Genomic DNA, 18,952 nt, shown 5'->3' on the forward strand with positions numbered 1-18,952 from the left:
GATTTTCAAACTTGGCCGATCAGATTTCCCGTCGAAAGTTTCTTGCGTCTTCAGCGATCACCTCCGTAGCGCTTGCGCTTTCCCCGCTCCCGCTTTCTGCCCAGGCGCTGCCGCCTTCGCGCACACCGGGCGTTCCGGTGCCTGACGGTCAGATCGATGCAGCAATCGCCAGGCTTGATGAGATCGTCTCCAAGATCAGGCAGGACAGCGGCGTTCCCGGTATCGCCGTTGCTGTCGTGCATGGCGGCGAAACGGTCTACGCCAAGGGGTTTGGCCTGCGCGCACTGGACAAGCCGGATGCGATCACACCCGATACGGTGTTCCAGCTCGCCTCGCTGTCAAAGCCGATTGGTGCCACCGTCGTTGCCCGGCAGGTCACCCGCGGTGTCGTTTCATGGGACAGCCGCATGAAGGACCTCCTGCCCTGGTTTGCCCTGTCTGATCCGGCGATCACCGAAAAGCTCACCGTTGGCGATCTCTACAGCCATCGCTCGGGCCTGCCGGATCATGCCGGTGACGATCTGGAAGATCTGGGCTTTGATCGCCAGACTATTCTGGAGCGCATCCGCCTCCAGCCACTCGCCCCCTTCCGCACCAGCTATGCCTATACCAATTTCGGCCTGACAGCGGCTGCCGTCGGCGTCGCCGAAGCCTCCGGCATGTCCTGGGAGGATCTGACCGATGAGGCGCTCCTCGAGCCGCTCGGCATGACGATGAGCAGCGCCCGTTTTGCCGACTTCATGGCGAGGGAAAACCGTGCCATTCCCCATGCGCTGGAGGGCGACGGCTTTGCCGCCCGCTATCAGCGTGATCCCGATGCCCAGTCGCCGGCGGGCGGCATGAGTGCCTCAGCCAGCGATATGGCAACCTGGATGAAGATGGTGCTGGCCGATGGCGGCGATCTGATCGCGCCCGATGCGCTGCAGCCGGCGATCAGCCCGCAGAGCTTCTCGAGCCGCCCGCACAGCCCGGACGAGCGGGCAAGCTTCTATGGTTTTGGCTTCGGGGTTGGAACCGATCCGACCGGCCGTGTGGTTCTCAGCCATTCCGGCGCCTTCATTCTGGGGGCGGGAACGCATTTCAGCCTGATCCCGTCGCTTGATCTCGGCATTGTCGTGCTGACCAATGCAGCACCCGTCGGTGCCGCCGAAGCCATCGGCTCGGCCTTTGTCGAACTGGCACTGAGCGGCGATATCACCCGAGACTGGTTCGGAGCCTATAACCAGATGTTCAGGGCCTTCTACGAGCCGATCGGCCACACGGCGGGAGAGCCCTTCCCCGCAGCCGCAGCCCCGGCGCCCGGCGCCGACTATTGTGCCGGACGCTATGCACATCCCTATTTCGGCACGATCGAGATCGCTGCCGACGGCGAAGGACTTGCGCTTCTGGCAGGGCCGAAACCGATGCATTTCCCGCTTCATGCCTGGGATGGATCGATCATGGTCTTTGCGATGGATGCGGAAAACGCGCCGATCGGCTCCCGCTCGACGATGACATTCGCGGGCAACGGCGCGCAGGCGGAAACGGTCGAAATCGAACTCTTCGTCGAAAACGGCCCGGCCGTCTTCACCCGGATATAGGCTCTTCAGGCGGATCTCCTTGTTGCCAGAAAGGTCCGCCTTCTTCTTTATGATCGACAGCCGTGAGGCAGTGGCGCGTTTCCAGGACCGCCTTTACTCGGGCCGATGGATCGCGCAGAGCTTGTTCCCGTCTGGGTCCCGCACATAGCTGAGATAAACCCTTCCCATTCCGCTGTTGCGCAGTCCTGGGGGATCCTCGATCGAGGTTCCCCCGTGAGCAACAGCAACATCGTGAAACAGCATTACCTGCTCGGCGGAGCTGCACTTGAACGCGAAGGTGCTGCCGTTGCCGGCTGTCGCCAATGCATCGTTGATCGGCTGGCCGACACAGAATGTGCTGCCACCCTGCTGGTAGAACAGTCGGATATGACCGCTTTCGGCTACATTCTCCCTTGCCGCATCGACACCCAAAACAGCAAGAACAGCGTCGTAAAATTGTTTTGAGCGATCAATATCATTAGACCCGACCATGATGTGATTGAACATTTGGCTATCCCGACCGAGACAGTGCCCGTGGCCTGACCGCAAGCGGCCGGCAGTTTACCGCGCACGAAATTAAGACTATGTTAGGATCCTAATATCGTATTAGGGTCCTAACATGTCAAGTGAGCTGGTTCATTCGGTCGGAGCGCTCTTGAAGAGAGCGCAACACGCTTATCGCCTGAGGGTCGATCGTGATTTGCGGGAACTTGGTCTGACTGCGCCACAATATGCGGTTTTGGCGGCGGTTCAAAAGGAGCACGGCTTGTCAAATGCCGAGCTCTCCCGCATCGCATTTGTAAAACCCTCTACGATGCTGGGTCTTATTTCAAACCTGGAGCGTGCCGGCCTTATCCTTCGTTCACCACATCCGCAGAACGCGCGCGTTCTCCAAACCACACTGACCGAGTCTGGAATGCGGGTCTTTGAGCAAGCACAAGAAGTTGTCGAATCCATCGAGCGCGTTTTATGCGACGCGGTGGGAGTAGCGAATGTGTCTGAATTCAAGAAGCTGCTCTCCTGGTCCGCTGATTGCCTCGAGGATTGAACTTTCACGTTTCCTCTGACGCGGCTGAAACCAATAATCGACTGGTATTCTTTCTTTCGATCTCGCCTAAGCTGCTCTTTTCCCGTTTGAGTCTTTCACAGAAATTCTGCCAGCCCGACGGATCCGGTTTCAGGATCGATCTTGGGAAGATTGTTGTCGATTGCTGAACCAATGCGACTTGTCTCGGCTCCTCGAAATCCGTTTCGGCCGCGCCGTAGCCTGAAATCCCCCCAAGCATGTGCTTGCTTCCATACAGCGTGAGAAGTGCAGAGGCGCCAGGATTGAAGAGATATGGATCGCGAAACCAGCCTGGTCCTTGCGTCGTGAGCGGTGAGTGATCGTGGTCCCCTTGCACGACCAGAGCCGGCCTGTCGTATCCTGCAAAAGCGCTGCGCTGCGACAGTCTTCGAAAAATCGGCCCGCTCGGTGAGAGCCGATCCGATTGTCAGCGCGGGCATAAGCGATCTATAGAACATTCATCGATCGCATTCCGGGAGGTTGACTTGGCTGTTCTGATCGCTTTTGCAGGCCTACCGGGAACAGGAAAGTCGACGATCTGCCGCGCACTTTCCGTTTCAGCAGGTGCCGTTTATCTGCGTGTCGACGAAATAGAGACGGCGATCTGGTCGCATGCGCCAGACCGGGACCTCGGACCGGAAGGCTATCTGATTGCCGCTGCGCTCGCCGCTTCAAATCTGGAACTTGGACACACCACGATCATAGACTGCGTCAATCCATGGCCACTGACGCGCGCGATCTTTGCCGCGGCGGCGCTGAGAGCGCGGGTACCACTTCTCGGCATCGAAACCTGTTGCACGGATCAGGACGTGCATCGCCAGCGTGTTGAAGCGCGTGACATCGACATTCCCGGCCAGAAAAAGCTGGATTGGGAGAGCGTAATGAAACGCGACTATATCGCTTGGAAAGATGCTGCTCTGCACATCGACACGGCCAAGACTGACGTGGCGCAGGCCGTATCACAGATCGTTCAGCAGCTTGAAAACTTCCGCACGCCGGAAATGCGCTAGAGCGCCGCGCGTCCTTTTGGACGCACCAGGACGAACTAACTTATTGAATCTACGCATCGTTCTTTTCCAAAATCGTTTCCGATTTTCGAGCCGCTGCGCTAGGCCGACATTCCAGCTGGCTCAGGCAAGCTCGTCCATCGTTTCGAACGAGCCGGTTGCGCCGATCCTTGTGCCCGTTCGATCGAGAAACAGCACGGAAAGCCCCATCTGCCGGGCGAGCACGCTTCCCGCCTCACAGCCAAGCACCATCATCGCCGTCGCCCAGGCATCGGCCTCCATGCAGGACCTCTCCGAAATCACCGTCACGGAGGCCGGTGACGTGACCAGCGGCATGCCCGTTGCCGGGTTCATCGTGTGGCTGAGGCGGTGCTCGCCAAGGCTGATCCAGTGCCGGTAGTCCCCGGAGGTGGCAATTGCCGCATCGGTGAGCTCGACCACGGAATGGGCCGAGCGTTTGCTGATGTCCGGCGCCTCGATCGCAACCACCCAAGGCTGACCGTCGGGCAGATGTCCCCGGGCGCGCAACTCGCCATCAATCGAAAAGAGACCGTTGAAAATGCCGTATTGCGCCGCAACCTCGGCGAGACGGTCCACCCCGAAGCCCTTGGCAATGCCATTGAGATCGAAGCGGGCATCGTCGTGGCGGCAGGCGCGTCGGTTCTGCCAGTCCAGTTCGAGACTATCCGCAACGGGCCTGCGCTGCCGCGCCCGGGCTTTTCTGATCTCCTCAGGATCAGCCTCAGCTGCCGAAAATCCCCAGGCCGAGACGGCATCGCCCATGGCAATATCGAAAGCACCGCCCGAGGCCCGGCCGATCACCAGTGCCGCGCCCAGCACCGTCATGAGACCGGTCGGCAATGGAACCCAATTGCCGGGCTCAGACAGGTTCAGCCGGTTGAGGTCACTGTCGGGCTTGTAGGTCGACATCTCGGCATCGACCTCATCGACGGCCGCCTGCAATGCTGCGGTCAGCCCCCCCGCATTGAAGCGCGCAGGCGCATGGAACAGCGCCGACCAGCGCGTGCCCATCGTCGCTCCGTTCAGCGCGTGGCGCTGCAGATCAGAATATGTCTTCGCCATAACGTCCATCCTTCTTCAGGCTCGCCAGCGTAAGGCCGTGCGGGCGCAGTATGTCGGCCAGAGCGGCAGCAACGCCGCGCGCCATATCGCGGCCGCCACAGACCAGAATCTGGCCGCCTTCCTTGATCAGCGCGGCAATCTTCGGTCCGTCTCTGAGCAGAGCGTCCTGCACATAGGCAGGCTCGGCACCGCGCGAATAGGCTTCCGTCAGCGATGCGAGCTTGCCGTCACGCTGCCAGCTGGCAAATTCCTCGGCATAGAAAGCATCGCTTTTCGGATGGCGCGCGCCGACATAGACATGCATCGGCCGCCGCCTGCGATTGGTGCGCACGAAACCGGCCAGCGGCGCAACGCCCGAACCCGCGCCGATCAACAGAACCGGCGCGCGGCCGCGGCCCGGACGGAAGGCCGGATTCGGCCGGACAAAGGCCTGAACCGTCTCTCCCGGCTCAAGTGCGGTCAGCTGCCCCGAGCAGAGACCGCCATTCTGGCGCCGGACGCAGATCTCGACAAAGCCATCGCCGCTGGATGAGGCCAGCGAATAGAAGCGCGGCAGATCTGAGCCGGCCGGCAGAATGCCGATCAGGTCGCCGGCCTCGAATTTCGCAAAGCCGGTGCCATTCAGCCGCTGCCACAATCCCCGCCGCGGCAGCGCCAGCCGGATGAGCGAGGCAGGTGCCTGCACCTCCCTGCCGAAATCCCGCCGCGAGATGACGGAAAGCCTTGAGGTTGCAGGCGGATCGGGCTGGTGGTTGAGTTCGAAATCCATGCCGAGCGACGCCGCAAGCGCCCGGCCCCAGCGGGCGAAATCCTGCTGCGACTGCCGGTCAACACTGTGCGGAGCGACGAAGACCGGCCAGTTCCTGATCTTCAGCGCCTTGTGAACGCGCGCCGCATAACCGCAGAAATGCGGGAAGCTGCGGTCACCGAAGCCAACCAGCGCCACGGGTATTTTCGCCGCATCGGTGTAACCGTCAAGCCGTTCCAGAAAGCTCTTCGCCGTATCCGGTGCGTCGCCATCGCCATAGGTGGCGGCCAGCAGAATGAGGCGCTCGGCCTTCGACCATTTTTGCGGCGCAAAGCCATTCATCGCGGCCACATGAACCTTCAGCCCCGCAGCCTGCAGCGTCGTCTGCAATGTCGTTGCAAAGCCCCAGGTCGAACCGCCCTCGCTGCCGACGAGAACGATGGTATCGGCTTCATGCGCGCCGTTCCCGCCCCTCTGCCGCCGTCTGCCGGACAGCCAGAGCCGGATGCCGGAAACGCCCATCAGCGGCACGCCAAGTGCGGAAAGACCGAGCACCAGCCCGACAATCGACGCCCCCTGACCGGTATGCAGCATCAGGATCGTCGATGAAGCCTGCTGCCATGGCCCGTTATCGGCCCAGGACAGCATGTCGCCAGTGCCCTGATCGATATAGCCCATGCCATCGTCGGTCGTCAGCGTGAAGACGTCGGTCGGATCACCGGCACGCGGAAATACCAGCGACTGAAGTTCGCTGACCTGCATGTTCTCAAGGCTTGTGATCGCTGCAGGCGCTATGCCGGTCTTTCCGCTGACACTGGCGGGAAAGGCGGGAAAGGCCTGATCATCAGGGATAAAACCAAAGGTTGAAAGCGTCATCCACAAGGCGGTCAGCGACGAGAAAGCCAGCCCGAAGACGGCCATGCGCGCGATCGAGGTATGCAGATAGCCGTCGCCCATGCCGCGCGGTCTGGCAAACAGATAGCGCCAGCCACCGGCGCGGCGCGCCATCAGCGAGAGCCCCGTCATGCACAGCGCCAGCAGAAACAGGGCTGTAACGGCAGCGATATAGCTGCCCCAGTCTCCCAAGAACAGCGAGCGGTGCAGCTCCGTCAGCCACAGAACCAGACCACTGGGTCTGGACGCTGCGATGACGGAACCATTTGCGGGATCGACAAGACTGGACACATACTGGCCGCCATCCATATAGGAGGCGGTGATCTGACCGGAGGCCGCGCGGTCGATTTCGGTAATGCCGGGATGCGCGGCCGCGATATTGCCGGCCAGCGTGGCGACACTCATCTTTCCGGCCGATGGGCTGTTCCAGGCATTGAGTGCCGGAAAAATCGACAATGCCGCTCCGCTCAGGGCAACAACGATCAGCAGACCCGTAGCAATCAGCCCCGGCCAACGGTGAAGCAGACGCATCATGACGCAATCCCCTTTCCGCTACTTCGAATAGGAGAAATCGGCGATAAATTGCCGTCCCGGCACGGACTGGCCCGATCCGGCGCTGGTCAGCGGCACGACGATTTCATTGGGGCTGCTCGGCATGTGTTCAACGGCGGCATCGACATGAAGCTGATAGCCGGCATCGAACAGTGCATCGGCGATATCGACGGTGACGCTCATGCTGCGGCCCGCGCCGACGCTCGCGCCGGTGATCCCATTGACTTCCGACAGGTCTCCGCGCGTCGCCCGCGCCCAGCCGGTCAGCGCGCCGTAATAGCGTGCCTTTCGTCCCGACAGCCACAGGCTGCCGGCATAGTTGCCGTTCTGATCCGTCAGATAATAGGCAAGATAGGCTTCCGGGCCGTAATAGCTATTCATCGTGGTCGTCATCGTCACACTGGCAGCATGGGCAAAACCGGGCGCCGTCAGGGCCGTGGAAACGGCAAGTGCGGCAAGAAGCATTTTCATCTGTGTCATCCTCATCGGTGAGATGCATGGAGAACCGCGCTGAACCGCGATCCTGATCCGCCTTTTCACCGGCCAAGCTGAAGACTGCCTGACGCGCCGGAAAAGCCAGCTTCAGCTTCCCGTAAGCTTGGCGATGGATTACATCTGACGTCGGAGGGACGTGAAAATGCGGGTATTGCTGGTAGAAGACGATACGGTGCTGGGGGCGGCAGTGCGCGACCAGATCGCTGCCGATGGTCATTCGGTCGACTGGGTGATGCGGCTCGATGCCGCCGCGGCTGCACTTGACGTCAGCGGGTTTGATCTCGTCCTGCTCGATCTGATGCTGCCAGACGGGCGTGGTCTCGTGTTCCTGAAAGGCCTGCGCGGGCGCGGCAGCGTCACGCCGGTGATTATCCTGACCGCCCTTGATCAGGTCTCGGACCGGATCGAGGGGCTGAACGCCGGTGCCGACGACTATCTCGTCAAACCTTTCGATCTCGCCGAGCTTTCCGCCCGGATAGGTTCCGTCGCGCGGCGTTACGCCGGCAATCCCAATCCGATCATCAGCCATGGGGCGCTGGACATCGATCTTGCCGCCCGCCTCATTCAGCGGGACGGACATCCCGTTTCGCTGACGGCGCGGGAATGGGCCCTGTTCGAAACCCTGCTGCAGCGGCCGGGGCAGCTTTTGTCGAAAGCCCAGCTTGAGGAGCGGCTTTATTCCTTCAACACAGAGATCGAGAGCAACACGATCGAGGTTCATGTCAGCCGGCTGCGCAAGAAGCTTGGCGCCAACATCATCGAAACCGAGCGCGGCCTCGGCTACAGGCTGGGTCGCCCATGAAACGGCCGATGTCACTGCAGCTCAGACTGGCGCTGGTGATCGGAGCCGCCGTCACGGTCTTGTGGCTGATTGCCGCGGCCTATACGGCCCACAGGCTTGGCCATGAGCTGGAAGAGGCCTTTGATGACAATCTGCAGCTGACAGCATGGCGCATGCTGCCGCTTGCCGCCCATGCGCTCAGAGAACGTGAAGGTCGCAACGGCAATCGTGATTCCGATATCAGCCGGTTCCGAGATGACGATGAAAGCGTCGCCTATATCGTGCGCAACCGCTCCGGCGATATCGTGCTGCATTCCGGTGATGTCGGGCGCAGTCTTTTTCCGCCCCTTACCACGACCGGCTTCAGCGAGGACAAGAGCTACCGCTTCTATACCGATGTCTCGCTCAACAGCGCCTATTCGATCACTGTCGCCGAGCCGCTCAGACATCGCGATACCACCAAACGCGTCATGCTGCTTGGCCTGCTCTTTCCGCTGCTGATCGTGATCCCCTTCAGCCTTGCCGCGATTGCCCTTGCGCTGCGCGGCGGCTTCAGGCCGGTGCGCGGCCTGCAACAGGCGCTTTCCCATCGCAATGCGCGCGATCTGTCGCCGCTGCCCGAAACGGATCTGCCGGCAGAACTGAGGCCGGTGACGACCGCGATGAACCAGCTCTTCGAACGGTTGAAGGCTGCCTTCGAGGCTGAGCGCGCTTTTACGGCCAATGCCGCCCACGAACTGCGAACACCTGTGGCAGGCGCGATTGCCCAGGCACAGCGCCTGCAGGCAGAATCGGCGGAAAACCGCAGCATCGAGCGCGCTCGCGAGATCGAGACGACCCTGAAGCGGCTGATGCGCATGTCTGAAAAGCTGATGCAGCTGGCCCGGGCCGAAGGCGGCCGGTTGCGGCTGGAGACACAGTCCGACCTGGCACCGGTCCTGAAAATCATTGTCAGTGATTTCGAACGCGCCGGAGATGATCGGATTGCGCTGCAACTGCCGGAAACAGGCGTCAGATCGGATCTTGATCCCGACATTTTCGCCATTTTGAGCCGCAACCTGATCGAAAATGCCGAGCGCTACGGAACCGAAGGCCGGACGATCACCGTCGCGCTCTCGGAGGACGGCACCCTCGTTGTCGCCAATGAGGGGCCGAGCCTTTCAGCCGAAGACACCGAACGCCTGACGCATCGCTTCGAGCGCGGGGTGATGGATGCCAAGGGCAGCGGACTCGGCCTTGCCATCGTCCGATCGATCACCGATCGCGCAGGCGGCGCCATCACGATCATCTCGCCGCGCCCGGACGGAAAATCCGGGGTGGAGATCAGCGTGTGCCTGCCCGTGAGCGAACCGCAGAAGCCTCCAGGCTGAACAGGTCGCCCTGCCTGCCTTCATGGCAGCCGGCTGACCGTCGCCCGGTCGCCTGCTGTTGGCTGCGGCCGGCCGTAGAGATAGCCCTGAACATCCATGCAGCCCTCGCGCCGGACGAGATCAAGCTGTTCCGGGGTCTCCACGCCTTCGGCCACCGTGCGCGCCCCGAGCCGCTTGCCAAGATCGGCGATCGCCCGGATCACGGCTGCACTCTCATGCCGCTCCACGGCATTCTTCACGAAGGATCCATCAATCTTGATCTTGTCGAAGGGGAACATCTGCAGGTTCGACAGCGAGGAATAGCCCGTGCCGAAATCATCAAGGGCGATCTTTACCCCAAGCGCTCGCAACCGGGAAAGATTGTCGATGCCGGCTGCTTCTGCGGTCAGCAGCGCCGTCTCGGTGATCTCAAGCTCAAGCCGCTCCACCGGCAAACCACTTTGCTGAAGCGCGGCGATGACGGCGGGCACAAGCCGGTCACCGCCAAGCTGAGTGGCCGAAACATTGACGGCAACCGGGGCCTCGTCCGGAAAGCTCAGCGCTTCGCGGCAGGCGGCCTGAAGCACGAAACTGCCAAGCTGCTCGATCAGTCCGCTCTGTTCCGCAATCGGTATGAATTCGCCCGGCCCTACCCAGGAGCGCGCGCCGTCATGCCAGCGCAGCAGCGCCTCACGCGCCGTTATCTGCCCGGTTTCGATATTCACGATCGGCTGGTAGAAAACGAACAGCCCGTCATATGTGTCAAGCACCGCCCTTAACCGCGCCTCGAGCGCAACCCGCTCCTGAACCAAAGCCTCCATCTCTGGCTGAAACAGCTGCACGCGCCCCTTGCCGGCCGCCTTGGCCGCGTAAAGCGCCATGTCAGCGCGGGCGAGCAGCGTATCAAGATCGCGACCATGCGCAGGCGCCAGAGCAACACCGATGGACGCGCCGATATGGACATTGATGTCGCTGGTCAGAGTGAAGGGCTCACACAGTGCCTCGATGATGGCCCTTGCAACGGAGTCAGCCTGGACTTCACATTCGCTCTGAATGACCGCCGCAAATTCATCGCCGCCAAGCCGGCCGACTTCGGTTGCCTTTCCCTCGCAGACATCGCTCAGCCTCCGGGCAACCTGCTCCAGCAGGATGTCGCCGATCCGATGCCCGCGCGTATCATTGATGAGCTTGAAGCCATCCAGATCGATGTAGAGCAGCGCCAGATGACAGTCATCCGCCAGGAGCTGTTCCTTCAAGTCCTCGCTGAAGGCGAAACGGTTGGCAAGTCCCGTCAGCATATCGGTATGGGCGAGCTGATGAATGCGCTCCTCCGTCTCGACCTCCTTGGTGACGATCGCCCATCTGAGCATCGGCCCAAGATAGCTGCCATCATCGTCGGTAACAGCCGACACCTTCAGATCGAGCACTTCCGGGCCGAGGGTGATGCGGGCGCTATGCGGCAATCTGGCCGGATCCGACAGAAGCTGCCGCTGATACTCGGGATGTCGGTGGAACACGTCAATGGACGCGCCAAGCAGCGTGTCGGCGGTGACCGGCAGCAGATGCTCGATCCGGCGGATCAGCAGCCGCGATGTCTCATTGACATAATTGATCCGGAAACCATCAAGATCGACCGTCATCACGGCAACGGGCAGGTCATCAATCATGCGCAGCAGCCGCCTTTGATCCTCCTCCCGCCGGCGCGCACGGGTCTGCGCATTCACCATGCTGACAAAATCGCGGTAATTGACCATCAGCACAACGATCATGCCGATGGAAACGAGGATAATCGTGGCCGCACTGGCGATTAGCGCCGGTTCGCCAGTGGCGAGAAAAAAGACGGCGAAGACGCTGTTGACGATCAGCGTCACCGTCATGGCAGCGGAACGCAAATGCATCAGACAGAAGATGCAGGTGATGACCGTGATGGCCATATAGAAGGCAAGATGCGATTTTTCGTAGGCGTCGCCATAGGGAAACAGCATCAGCGCCCAGGCGGTGAAAAAGATCGCGATAAATGGCGCCAGACGATTGGTTCGCTGCAGCGCGTGCAGCGCCACCGCGGCCGTCGGAACCTTGTTGCGCGATGTCCACCAGAAATACACCCTCACCGCGCAGGCCAGGGTAAACAGCACAGGCACGCCGGTCGCGAGCCAGAAGGGGGCATAGCGCATATGGGTGGCGGCCACGGCCCATGTACTGCTCATCAAGATGAGATACATCATCGGCAACTGGCGGGAGAAGGCACTGTACTGGGCTTTCAGCAGTTCAGGATTGTCACGCGGCACCGCCATGAAGGCCTGGATCCGAGACAAGCGCCACCACTTCATTGAAAAGCTCCAGTTTACATCCGGCCATATCGGCCGGACCGTCTCTGCCAGATTATGCAGCACGCATCACGGCGTCCAGCATGACTGTTCATCGCATGTCGCCCATGGACTGGCCAATCCCAGCACGCATTATGATGACCGCGCTGTCAAGACAAGCTTGACCCGCTGTGCATGCAGGATCGCGCAACACAACCAAAACCCGCCCCTGCAGCAGCAAGGGCGGTTTTTTTTGATGGTCTGCGGCAAGCGGGTCAATGTCCCGCTGTGGTATCAATCGGCCCCTTGGGCTTCGGTATCAGCCAGGGCAGCATGGCGGCCACCGCGAAAACGATCGTGATGACCCCGAACATGTTGAGCGTCGACAGCAGCACGCTCTGGTGCTCGACCATCCGCGTCAGCGAGGCCACGGCTGCATCGTAGGGCGTGCCGGAGGCAACCATGCCGGCGATCACCTCATTGGCATGCGGCATGGCGTTGACGAGCTCTGTCTGGTTCACCCGCGCCTGATTCGCCCAGCCGGTCTGCACCAGCGATGTGGCAAAGGCACCGGCAAGCGTGCGCATGAAATTCGACAGCCCGGCCGCATTGGCCTGTTCCTCCGGACCGACGCAGGAGATGGCAAGTCCCGTGACGGGCACGAAGAACATCACCATGAAAGGACCGGTGAAGAGCGTCGGCCAGGCCATCTGCATGAAGGTGACATCGGAGTTGAAGGTCATCCGCCAGGCCGTCATCGCACCAAGCCCGATAATGCCGACGCTGAGGATCAGCCGCGGATCGATCGTCTCGGTCGCCTTGCCGACAATCGGGGCGGAAATCAGTGCCAATATGCCCATGATCCCCGTGGCATAGCCCGCCCAGGTCGCCGTGTAGCCCATATTCTGCTGCAGCCAGAGCGGCAAGATCACAATCGCGGCAAAGAAGGCCCCGAACCCGCCGGCAAAGGTAACCGCGGCTGCCGAAAAGCCGCGATAGCGGAAGATCTTCAGATCGACGATCGGATTGTCATCGGTCAGCTCCCAGATCAGGAAGCTGGCAAAGCCGATAGCGGCAATAATGGCGAGAATGACGATTTCGCGCGAGGCGAACCAGTCGTGGTTGCGCCCCTCATCCAGCACGATCTGCAATGCAGCGACCCAGACGACGAGAAGGGCAAGCCCGACCTTGTCGATCCGCGCCGGTCCGCGCGGATCCGGCAGCCCCCGCGTCAGCGAGAAGACCAGGACACCGCCGAGAAAGGCAATCGGCACCTTGATGAAGAAGATCCACTGCCAGCCGAAGCTGTCGCAGATGATGCCGCCGAGAATGGGACCGGCAATCGGACCAATCAGCGTCGTCATCGCCCACAGAACCGCTGCGCCCGTGGCCTGTTTCGGCGGAAAGATCCGCATCAGCAGCATTTGCGACAGCGGCATGATCGGTCCGCCGAACAGACCGAGCATGACACGCCCCGCGATCAGCATGCCGAGCGACTGCGACATGCCACAGAAGATCGAAACCAGGCCGAAGGCGAGATAGCAGAAAATGAAAACCCGCAGCGCACCGAATTTACGCGTCAGCCAGCCGGTCAACGGCACGGTGATCGCCTCGGCAACGGCATAGGAGGTAATGACCCATGAGCCCTGCGACACCGAAACGCCAACCGAGCCCGCTATTGTCGGCACCGAGACATTGGCGATCGTGCTGTCCAGCACCACCATGAAGTTGCCGGTACCGATCGCCAGCGCCGCTGCGACCAGCGCAAAGCCGGAGAGCGGCCTTACATCCGTCATTGCTTGTTCTGACATGATCGCGCCGGGCTCAGAGGTGAATATCGACGTTCATCGACAGCCCGACAGCCAGCGGATGCTCCGCCAGTTGCGCCGGCTGAAGTGCGATACGCACGGGCAGACGCTGCACCACCTTGATCCAGTTGCCGGTGGCATTCTGCGCGGGCACGACCGAGAAGGCCGAACCGGTTCCGCCCGTGAAGCCGACCACGGTCCCGTCATAGACGACATCGGAGCCATAGAGATCGGCATGAAGCGTGACCTGCTGACCCGGCTTGACGTTCCGCAGCTGGATCTCTTTGAAATTGGCATCGACATAGACATCATTGACCGGCACCACGACCATGATGCGCTGGCCCGGCTGAACCCGTTCGCCGATCTGCACCGACCTTTCGGAAACGATACCGTCAACCGGCGCCGCAATGACGGTGCGGTCGAGATTGACCTTGGCCTGATCACGGGCGGCCCTGGCGGCCAGGACTTCCGGATTATCGTCGACGCCGGTCCCTTCGATCAGCGTTGCATTGACCTTCTCGTTGCCGACTGACGCATCAATCGAAGCTGCGGCAACGGCGAGACCGGCTTTGGCTGCCGCAAGATCGGCTTTGGCCGTCTTCATGGCTGTCTCACTCGCCGTCAGTTCATCGCCGGAAACCGAGCCGCGCTCCACCAGATCCTTGCGGCGTTCGTAATCGATCCGGGCCTTTTCGTAACCGGCCTCAGCAGCCTCCAGACTGGCCTTTGCCCGGTCCAGTCCCGCTTCCTGCGCGGCTGTTTGCGCCTGAAGCGCCTTGTCGCGCGCCTGATAGCCCTGAACCCTGCGGATGGCACTCTGGTAATTGGCCTCAGCCATGGCAAGCTGAAGCTTCGCATCGGTATCATCAAGACGGACAAGCACGTCGCCCTTTTTGACGTGTTCCGCATCACTCACCAGAACCTCGGCCACCGGCGCTGCGATCAGCGGCGTGATCTCGGCGGTTTCAGCGCCAACATAAGCGTTGTCGGTGCTGACATGTTCAGAAGCGTAGAACTTGTCATAGGCAGCGAACCCGCCGGCGCATGCGACGATAACGACCAGCAGGCCGGCAAAGGCCGGTCCCCGGCGGGAACGCTTGCCGGCAGGTGCTTCCATTGCAGGTGCTTCGGAAAGATGGGGGTCTTCGGTCTGGTTCATTTCGTCGTCTCCGTTGCGCTGTAGCCACCGCCAAGCGCGCGTATCATGTCGATGTCGAGTGCAAAGCTGCGGGTAACAAGCGCTGCTTCGGCCGCTTCGGCATCAATCAGCTGGTCCTGTGCCGTCAGCACTTCGAGATAATTGGCAAGTCCGCCCTCATAGCGGTCCTTGGTGACCTGCCAGGCTTTGCTGGCAGCCGTCACGGCGCGCGTCGTATCGGCAATGCGCAGGCGAAGCTGCCGCTTGCTGACAACGGCATCGGCCACTTCCTTCAGCGCCTCGGAAAGCGTCGCGTCATAATTGGCAACGGCCAGATCACGATTGGCGACCGCCCTGCCCTTGGCCGCCTCAAGCCGGCCGCCCTCGAAGATCGGCAGCGAGATTGCAGGCCCCGCCGAACCAAAGGTCGAATCGGGATTGCCGAACAGATCAAGCCCCAGCGCCTGGCGGCCAATCACCGCGGCAAGATTGATGTTGGGATAGAAGTCAGCCTGGGCGACCTTGACCCGCTCACCGCCGGCCTCCACGCGCATGCGGGCAGCTATGATATCCGGACGGCGGCCGACAAGCTCGAGCGGCAGATTGGCCGGCACGCCGCTCCAGCTCTTGCCCGAGACTTTCGGAGCCGTGATCGAAAGACCGCGATCCGGCCCGGCACCGACCATGGCGGCGAGCTGGTTGCGGGTCAGGGCAATCTGCTCGTCGATGGCATCGAGATGCGCCTTGGTCGAGGCTTCAGCGGCGCGAACACGCTCAAGCGCCGAATCATTTTCAAGGCTCTGCTGTGTCCGGTCGGCAATCAGCGTCACCGTTTGATGCCGCACATTCAGCGCCCGGCTGGTGGTGTTGCGTTCGGCATAGAGCGCATCAAGCTTGGCATAGACACCGGCAATGCCGGTGGAAAGCGCCAGCCTTGCCGCTGCGGCTTCGGCTTCTGATGCTGCGGCATCGCCCCTTGCTGCGGCCAGGGCGGCACGGTTACGGCCCCAGAAATCGATCTGCCAGTTGAAGCTGATGGCGGCAAGCCCGCCGTCGTTCCAGCCCTTGGGCACGAAATCCGAGCCGATCAGATAATTGTAGCTCTGGCGTTCGGTATCGACCGAAGCATTGGCATTGAGGCTCGGCAGGAGCGCGCTTTTGGCCGTGCCGATACCCGAATCGGCAATCGCCAGCCGGGCCGCGGCGGCACGCATGTCAGGTGCATCGCGAAGCCCCTCCTCAATCAGCGCGGAAAGCTGCGGATCGCCATATTGCGTCCACCAGTCCTCGGCCGGCCAGCTGGCGGTTCCAGCCTTCAGCGACTGCGCCGTCTGATAGCTCGAAACGGGTTTTACTGTAGCGGCAGGAGGCTCGCCGCTGGTGGCACATCCGCCAACAAACCCGGCGACAGCCACAAAAAAGGCGGCCCTGCCCAGAGCCGCATAATGACAATCAAGCATTGGCATTCCTATAACTAAACTGTACGGTTTAGTTATCGCACGAATCCATTTGCGTCAATCCTGATTCAGATGCTAGAGCCAGTGCGTTTCAGGGAGGCTGCCATGCGCGTGCGGACGGACGAGAAGAAGCATGAGATCCTGCATGCAGCGGGTGAGCTTTTCCGTGAGCTTGGCCTCACGGGGGTCAGCATGACCGCCATTGCCAGCCATCTCGGCATCTCCAAGGCGACGCTTTACGGCTATTTCAGCTCCAAGGAGGAACTCTTTGCCGAGGCGATGGTTTTCATTGTTCGCGATCGTGGAGAGGAAATGCTGTCGACCCTGAACAGCGACGAGGATTCGCGGCTTGTGCTTAATCGCTTTGCCCGCGCCTACCTGCCCTTCGCCACCCAGCCGGATATTATCGCCCATGCGCGGGTCGCAATCGGCGACGGACCGCGTTCGGAACTTGGACCGATGCTCTATCGGCTGGGCCAGCGCCGCTCACTTGTTGCCCTCGAGAACTATCTCGCCAGGGCAACAGCTGCCGGAATGCTCGACTGCCCCGATGTGGCGATTGCCGCGCAGCACCTGAAGGGCATGCTTGAGGCCGGGACGGTCATCCCCATGCTTTATGGGACTAGCCCGCAATACCCCTTCGACACGCTCGCCGATGCTGCCGTCGAGGCGTTCATCAAGATCTACGGAAAGAGCTGAGCGCGCCCACGCCATCGCACCGCGATATCGTCGCATCGCATCGGGCTTTGCGATGAAGAAAATCAATGAATTTAATAAATTAGCCCTGCTGCCTGTGGATGATTTCAAACTTCGTGACATTTTTTTTGAAAAGGGGCTTGGCAAATCGCCAAAGCATTTGTATTAACCCGCTCACACCGCGCAACACGGTTGTTCCCTGGTAGCTCAGCGGTAGAGCACTCGACTGTTAATCGATAGGTCGTCGGTTCGAATCCGACCCGGGGAGCCATTTCTTTCTGATTACCGCATCTCCAGAAAGAACGTTTCAGCCCTAAACCATCTGTACATCTTGATCAGATATGAATGCTTCCGACACGACGTCGCATAAGCATTGGGCAATCCAGAAAATGACGCTTTCCCTCTCCGTAACAGACAATCCCGACAGCCGCGATCAGGACTTCATCGCCGAATCGCTGACGGCCTTCAACGATGCCGATGTCGGCAATTCCGACCGGCGCGAGATCGCCGTTTTCGCCCGTGACGAAACGCAGTCCATCATCGCCGGTCTGACCGGCTACACCGCCTGGGGCTGGCTGTTTGTGCAGCGCCTGTTTGTCAGCGAGGCGGCCCGCGGCCAGGATCTCGCCGGGCGCATGCTGCGGCAGGCCGAGGAAGAAGCGCTGCGCCGCGGCTGCAAGGGGGCCTTCATCGACACATTCAGCCCGACGGCTGAAAAAGCCTATACCCGCCAGGGCTACCGCCCTTTCGGCGCCATGGAGGATTTCCCGATCGGTTCCGGCCGCCGCCGCGTCTATCTGCAGAAGCGGCTGTGACGCAAGGAGGCGCAGACCTTAGCCAGCCTGCGCCTGCCTATTGTGAAAGACCGGTTGTTCTCAGAAGGACCTAGCGTACCACCTTGCCGCCGGTCATCGCCGCCGGCACCCCGGTGGTCGTCGGATAGCTGATCGGCAGGCCGCGCAGGCTTCTGACGGCGAGGAAGGCGAAGCATTCTGCCTCGATCGCATCACCCCGCCAGCCGACCGCCTCTGCCGCGACGGCTTCGACACCGGCTCTTTCGCCCAGCATCTTCATGATCGCCGGATTGCGGCGGCCGCCGCCGCAGACGATCAGCCGTTCGGGCCGCGCCGGCAAGAGATCGAGCGCCTTGCCGACCGCACTTGCGGTGAAGGCCGTCAGCGTCGCAACGCCTTCCTCGACCCCAAGCCCATCCGCCATGGCAGCGAGGAAATCGAAACGGTCGAGTGATTTCGGATAGGGTGCCGTCAGATAGGGATGTTCGAGCAGTTCTGTCAGCCGCGCCTCGTTCACCTTCGCCGAAAGCGCAATCTTGCCGTCGCGATCCATTTCGCCCAGTCCATGGGCTTTGACGAAATCATTGATCGGCGCATTGGCCGGGCCGGTATCGAAAGCGATCAGCCCGTCTGAACCATCCCACCAGGTGACGTTGGCAACGCCGCCGAGATTGAGCACCGCCGTCCTGCCGCTCTTGTCCAGTCCCTTCAGCAGCGCACGGTGATAGACCGCCGAAAGCGGTGCGCCCTGCCCGCCGGCACGCACATCGGCAGTGCGGAAATCGTAGACGACCGGGCAGCCGAGAATGTCATGCATCAATTGCCCGTCGCCGAGCTGGCGGGTATCGCCGATCCGCAGTTTCGTCGGCGCGCGATGCAGGACCGACTGGCCGTGAAAGCCGACGGCGCCGATATCGGCCATCTGCAGCCCCTCGCCCTCCACCAGCGCCCGCACGGCTTCCGATTGCGCTCTGGTCAGCACCGCTTCGGCTTCAGCGAAGATGTCCGGTTCCGGGCCATCGAAATTCCACTTGCGTGCGAGCGCAAGCGTTTCTTCGAGCAGCGCGCGGGTCGAAGCCGGATAGGGTGCAAGCGTATAGGTGCCGAAGCGCTCGATCGTCTCGCCGTCGGTCTTCAGCAGTGCAACGTCGATATTGCCATCCAGCACGGTTCCCGTCATCAGGCCGACGGCCCAGACAGGTGCGAAATCTTCTGTCAT

General features: G+C 61.3%; 17 protein-coding genes and 1 tRNA gene. 8 read left to right on the plus strand and 10 right to left on the minus strand.

The genetic code is table 11. The features are described from left to right. Positions 1-11 precede the first annotated feature (11 nt). On the plus strand, positions 12-1,580 hold the full coding sequence (locus HCK86_RS07850) for a serine hydrolase (protein WP_176083921.1): 1,569 nt from the start codon (positions 12-14) through the stop codon (positions 1,578-1,580). Between the two features lie 93 nt (positions 1,581-1,673). Here HCK86_RS07850 and HCK86_RS07855 read toward each other — a convergent pair whose 3' ends face one another. Continuing rightward, a complete protein-coding gene (locus HCK86_RS07855; protein WP_176083922.1) occupies positions 1,674-2,066 on the minus strand; it encodes a VOC family protein in 393 nt (130 codons plus the stop codon). A 112-nt stretch (positions 2,067-2,178) separates the two neighbouring features. Between HCK86_RS07855 and HCK86_RS07860 the strand changes: the two genes are divergently transcribed. Next, positions 2,179-2,607, plus strand: coding sequence for a MarR family transcriptional regulator (locus tag HCK86_RS07860; RefSeq protein WP_176083923.1), 429 nt, complete (start codon positions 2,179-2,181; stop codon positions 2,605-2,607). A gap of 4 nt (positions 2,608-2,611) precedes the next feature. Here the strand turns inward: HCK86_RS07860 and HCK86_RS07865 are convergent, their stop codons facing one another. After that, positions 2,612-2,845, minus strand: coding sequence for a hypothetical protein (locus HCK86_RS07865; protein WP_176083924.1), 234 nt, complete (start codon positions 2,843-2,845; stop codon positions 2,612-2,614). Positions 2,846-3,110: 265 nt separating this feature from the next. On the opposite strand from HCK86_RS07865, the gene HCK86_RS07870 reads away from it, so the two are divergent. After that, the gene (locus HCK86_RS07870; RefSeq protein ID WP_176083925.1) at positions 3,111-3,635 is read left to right on the plus strand and encodes an AAA family ATPase; all 525 of its coding nucleotides are present in this window, start codon (positions 3,111-3,113) and stop codon (positions 3,633-3,635) included. Between the two features lie 120 nt (positions 3,636-3,755). On the opposite strand, the gene HCK86_RS07875 is transcribed toward HCK86_RS07870, so the two are convergent. The 3 genes from HCK86_RS07875 to HCK86_RS07885 are packed head-to-tail and all read right to left on the minus strand — an operon-like array spanning position 3,756 to position 7,380. Continuing rightward, positions 3,756-4,715: an FAD:protein FMN transferase gene (locus HCK86_RS07875; RefSeq protein WP_246739507.1), complete on the minus strand. Its 960-nt coding sequence runs from the start codon at positions 4,713-4,715 to the stop codon at positions 3,756-3,758. Next, positions 4,696-6,891, minus strand: a complete 2,196-nt coding sequence (locus HCK86_RS07880) for a PepSY domain-containing protein (RefSeq protein ID WP_176083926.1) — start codon at positions 6,889-6,891, stop codon at positions 4,696-4,698. Before HCK86_RS07880 ends, HCK86_RS07875 begins: the two co-directional genes overlap by 20 nt. 18 nt (positions 6,892-6,909) lie before the next feature. Then, complete coding sequence (locus tag HCK86_RS07885) at positions 6,910-7,380, minus strand: DUF2271 domain-containing protein (RefSeq protein ID WP_176083927.1); 471 nt, start codon at positions 7,378-7,380, stop codon at positions 6,910-6,912. A gap of 166 nt (positions 7,381-7,546) precedes the next feature. Here HCK86_RS07885 and HCK86_RS07890 point away from each other — a divergent pair, with 166 nt between their 5' ends. Both HCK86_RS07890 and HCK86_RS07895 read left to right on the plus strand, forming a co-directional pair. After that, positions 7,547-8,206 carry a response regulator transcription factor gene (locus tag HCK86_RS07890; RefSeq protein ID WP_176083928.1) on the plus strand — a complete coding sequence of 220 codons (660 nt, stop codon included), beginning with the start codon at positions 7,547-7,549 and terminating at the stop codon, positions 8,204-8,206. Continuing rightward, on the plus strand, positions 8,203-9,555 hold the full coding sequence (locus tag HCK86_RS07895; RefSeq protein ID WP_176083929.1) for an ATP-binding protein: 1,353 nt from the start codon (positions 8,203-8,205) through the stop codon (positions 9,553-9,555). Before HCK86_RS07890 ends, HCK86_RS07895 begins: the two co-directional genes overlap by 4 nt. Positions 9,556-9,575: 20 nt before the next feature. Here the strand turns inward: HCK86_RS07895 and HCK86_RS07900 are convergent, their stop codons facing one another. The 4 genes from HCK86_RS07900 to HCK86_RS07915 all read right to left on the minus strand — a co-directional run bounded on the left by HCK86_RS07900 (position 9,576) and on the right by HCK86_RS07915 (position 16,246). Then, positions 9,576-11,864, minus strand: a complete 2,289-nt coding sequence (locus tag HCK86_RS07900) for an EAL domain-containing protein (protein WP_246739508.1) — start codon at positions 11,862-11,864, stop codon at positions 9,576-9,578. A 251-nt stretch (positions 11,865-12,115) separates the two neighbouring features. Beyond that, positions 12,116-13,636, minus strand: coding sequence for a DHA2 family efflux MFS transporter permease subunit (locus tag HCK86_RS07905; protein WP_246739509.1), 1,521 nt, complete (start codon positions 13,634-13,636; stop codon positions 12,116-12,118). Between the two features lie 28 nt (positions 13,637-13,664). Then, positions 13,665-14,807 carry an HlyD family efflux transporter periplasmic adaptor subunit gene (locus HCK86_RS07910; protein WP_176083931.1) on the minus strand — a complete coding sequence of 381 codons (1,143 nt, stop codon included), beginning with the start codon at positions 14,805-14,807 and terminating at the stop codon, positions 13,665-13,667. Continuing rightward, on the minus strand, positions 14,804-16,246 hold the full coding sequence (locus tag HCK86_RS07915; RefSeq protein ID WP_176083932.1) for an efflux transporter outer membrane subunit: 1,443 nt from the start codon (positions 16,244-16,246) through the stop codon (positions 14,804-14,806). Before HCK86_RS07915 ends, HCK86_RS07910 begins: the two co-directional genes overlap by 4 nt. A 102-nt stretch (positions 16,247-16,348) precedes the next feature. Here HCK86_RS07915 and HCK86_RS07920 point away from each other — a divergent pair, with 102 nt between their 5' ends. From HCK86_RS07920 to HCK86_RS07930, 3 genes are all read left to right on the plus strand, one after another. Beyond that, on the plus strand, positions 16,349-16,942 hold the full coding sequence (locus HCK86_RS07920) for a TetR/AcrR family transcriptional regulator (protein WP_176083933.1): 594 nt from the start codon (positions 16,349-16,351) through the stop codon (positions 16,940-16,942). Positions 16,943-17,135: 193 nt separating this feature from the next. After that, positions 17,136-17,210 (plus strand) — tRNA-Asn (locus HCK86_RS07925). A 118-nt stretch (positions 17,211-17,328) separates the two neighbouring features. Next, on the plus strand, positions 17,329-17,754 hold the full coding sequence (locus tag HCK86_RS07930) for a GNAT family N-acetyltransferase (RefSeq protein WP_176083934.1): 426 nt from the start codon (positions 17,329-17,331) through the stop codon (positions 17,752-17,754). A 70-nt stretch (positions 17,755-17,824) separates the two neighbouring features. Here HCK86_RS07930 and HCK86_RS07935 read toward each other — a convergent pair whose 3' ends face one another. Beyond that, complete coding sequence (locus tag HCK86_RS07935) at positions 17,825-18,952, minus strand: anhydro-N-acetylmuramic acid kinase (RefSeq protein WP_176083935.1); 1,128 nt, start codon at positions 18,950-18,952, stop codon at positions 17,825-17,827.

Origin of the sequence: Martelella sp. HB161492 (assembly GCF_013184775.1) — a bacterium.
Lineage (GTDB): Bacteria > Pseudomonadota > Alphaproteobacteria > Rhizobiales > Rhizobiaceae > Martelella.

Coding starts and splice junctions, on each gene's coding strand:
- HCK86_RS07860 (WP_176083923.1), top strand. CDS start 2,179: ATGTCAAGTGAGCTGGTTCATTCGGTCGGAGCGCTCTTGAAGAGAGCG.
- HCK86_RS07890 (WP_176083928.1), top strand. CDS start 7,547: ATGCGGGTATTGCTGGTAGAAGACGATACGGTGCTGGGGGCGGCAGTG.
- HCK86_RS07885 (WP_176083927.1), bottom strand. CDS start 7,380: ATGAAAATGCTTCTTGCCGCACTTGCCGTTTCCACGGCCCTGACGGCG.
- HCK86_RS07855 (WP_176083922.1), bottom strand. CDS start 2,066: ATGTTCAATCACATCATGGTCGGGTCTAATGATATTGATCGCTCAAAA.
- HCK86_RS07875 (WP_246739507.1), bottom strand. CDS start 4,715: ATGGCGAAGACATATTCTGATCTGCAGCGCCACGCGCTGAACGGAGCG.
- HCK86_RS07920 (WP_176083933.1), top strand. CDS start 16,349: ATGCGCGTGCGGACGGACGAGAAGAAGCATGAGATCCTGCATGCAGCG.
- HCK86_RS07865 (WP_176083924.1), bottom strand. CDS start 2,845: ATGCTTGGGGGGATTTCAGGCTACGGCGCGGCCGAAACGGATTTCGAG.
- HCK86_RS07905 (WP_246739509.1), bottom strand. CDS start 13,636: ATGACGGATGTAAGGCCGCTCTCCGGCTTTGCGCTGGTCGCAGCGGCG.
- HCK86_RS07935 (WP_176083935.1), bottom strand. CDS start 18,952: ATGACAGAAGATTTCGCACCTGTCTGGGCCGTCGGCCTGATGACGGGA.
- HCK86_RS07895 (WP_176083929.1), top strand. CDS start 8,203: ATGAAACGGCCGATGTCACTGCAGCTCAGACTGGCGCTGGTGATCGGA.
- HCK86_RS07880 (WP_176083926.1), bottom strand. CDS start 6,891: ATGATGCGTCTGCTTCACCGTTGGCCGGGGCTGATTGCTACGGGTCTG.
- HCK86_RS07900 (WP_246739508.1), bottom strand. CDS start 11,864: ATGAAGTGGTGGCGCTTGTCTCGGATCCAGGCCTTCATGGCGGTGCCG.
- HCK86_RS07910 (WP_176083931.1), bottom strand. CDS start 14,807: ATGAACCAGACCGAAGACCCCCATCTTTCCGAAGCACCTGCAATGGAA.
- HCK86_RS07915 (WP_176083932.1), bottom strand. CDS start 16,246: ATGCTTGATTGTCATTATGCGGCTCTGGGCAGGGCCGCCTTTTTTGTG.
- HCK86_RS07930 (WP_176083934.1), top strand. CDS start 17,329: ATGACGCTTTCCCTCTCCGTAACAGACAATCCCGACAGCCGCGATCAG.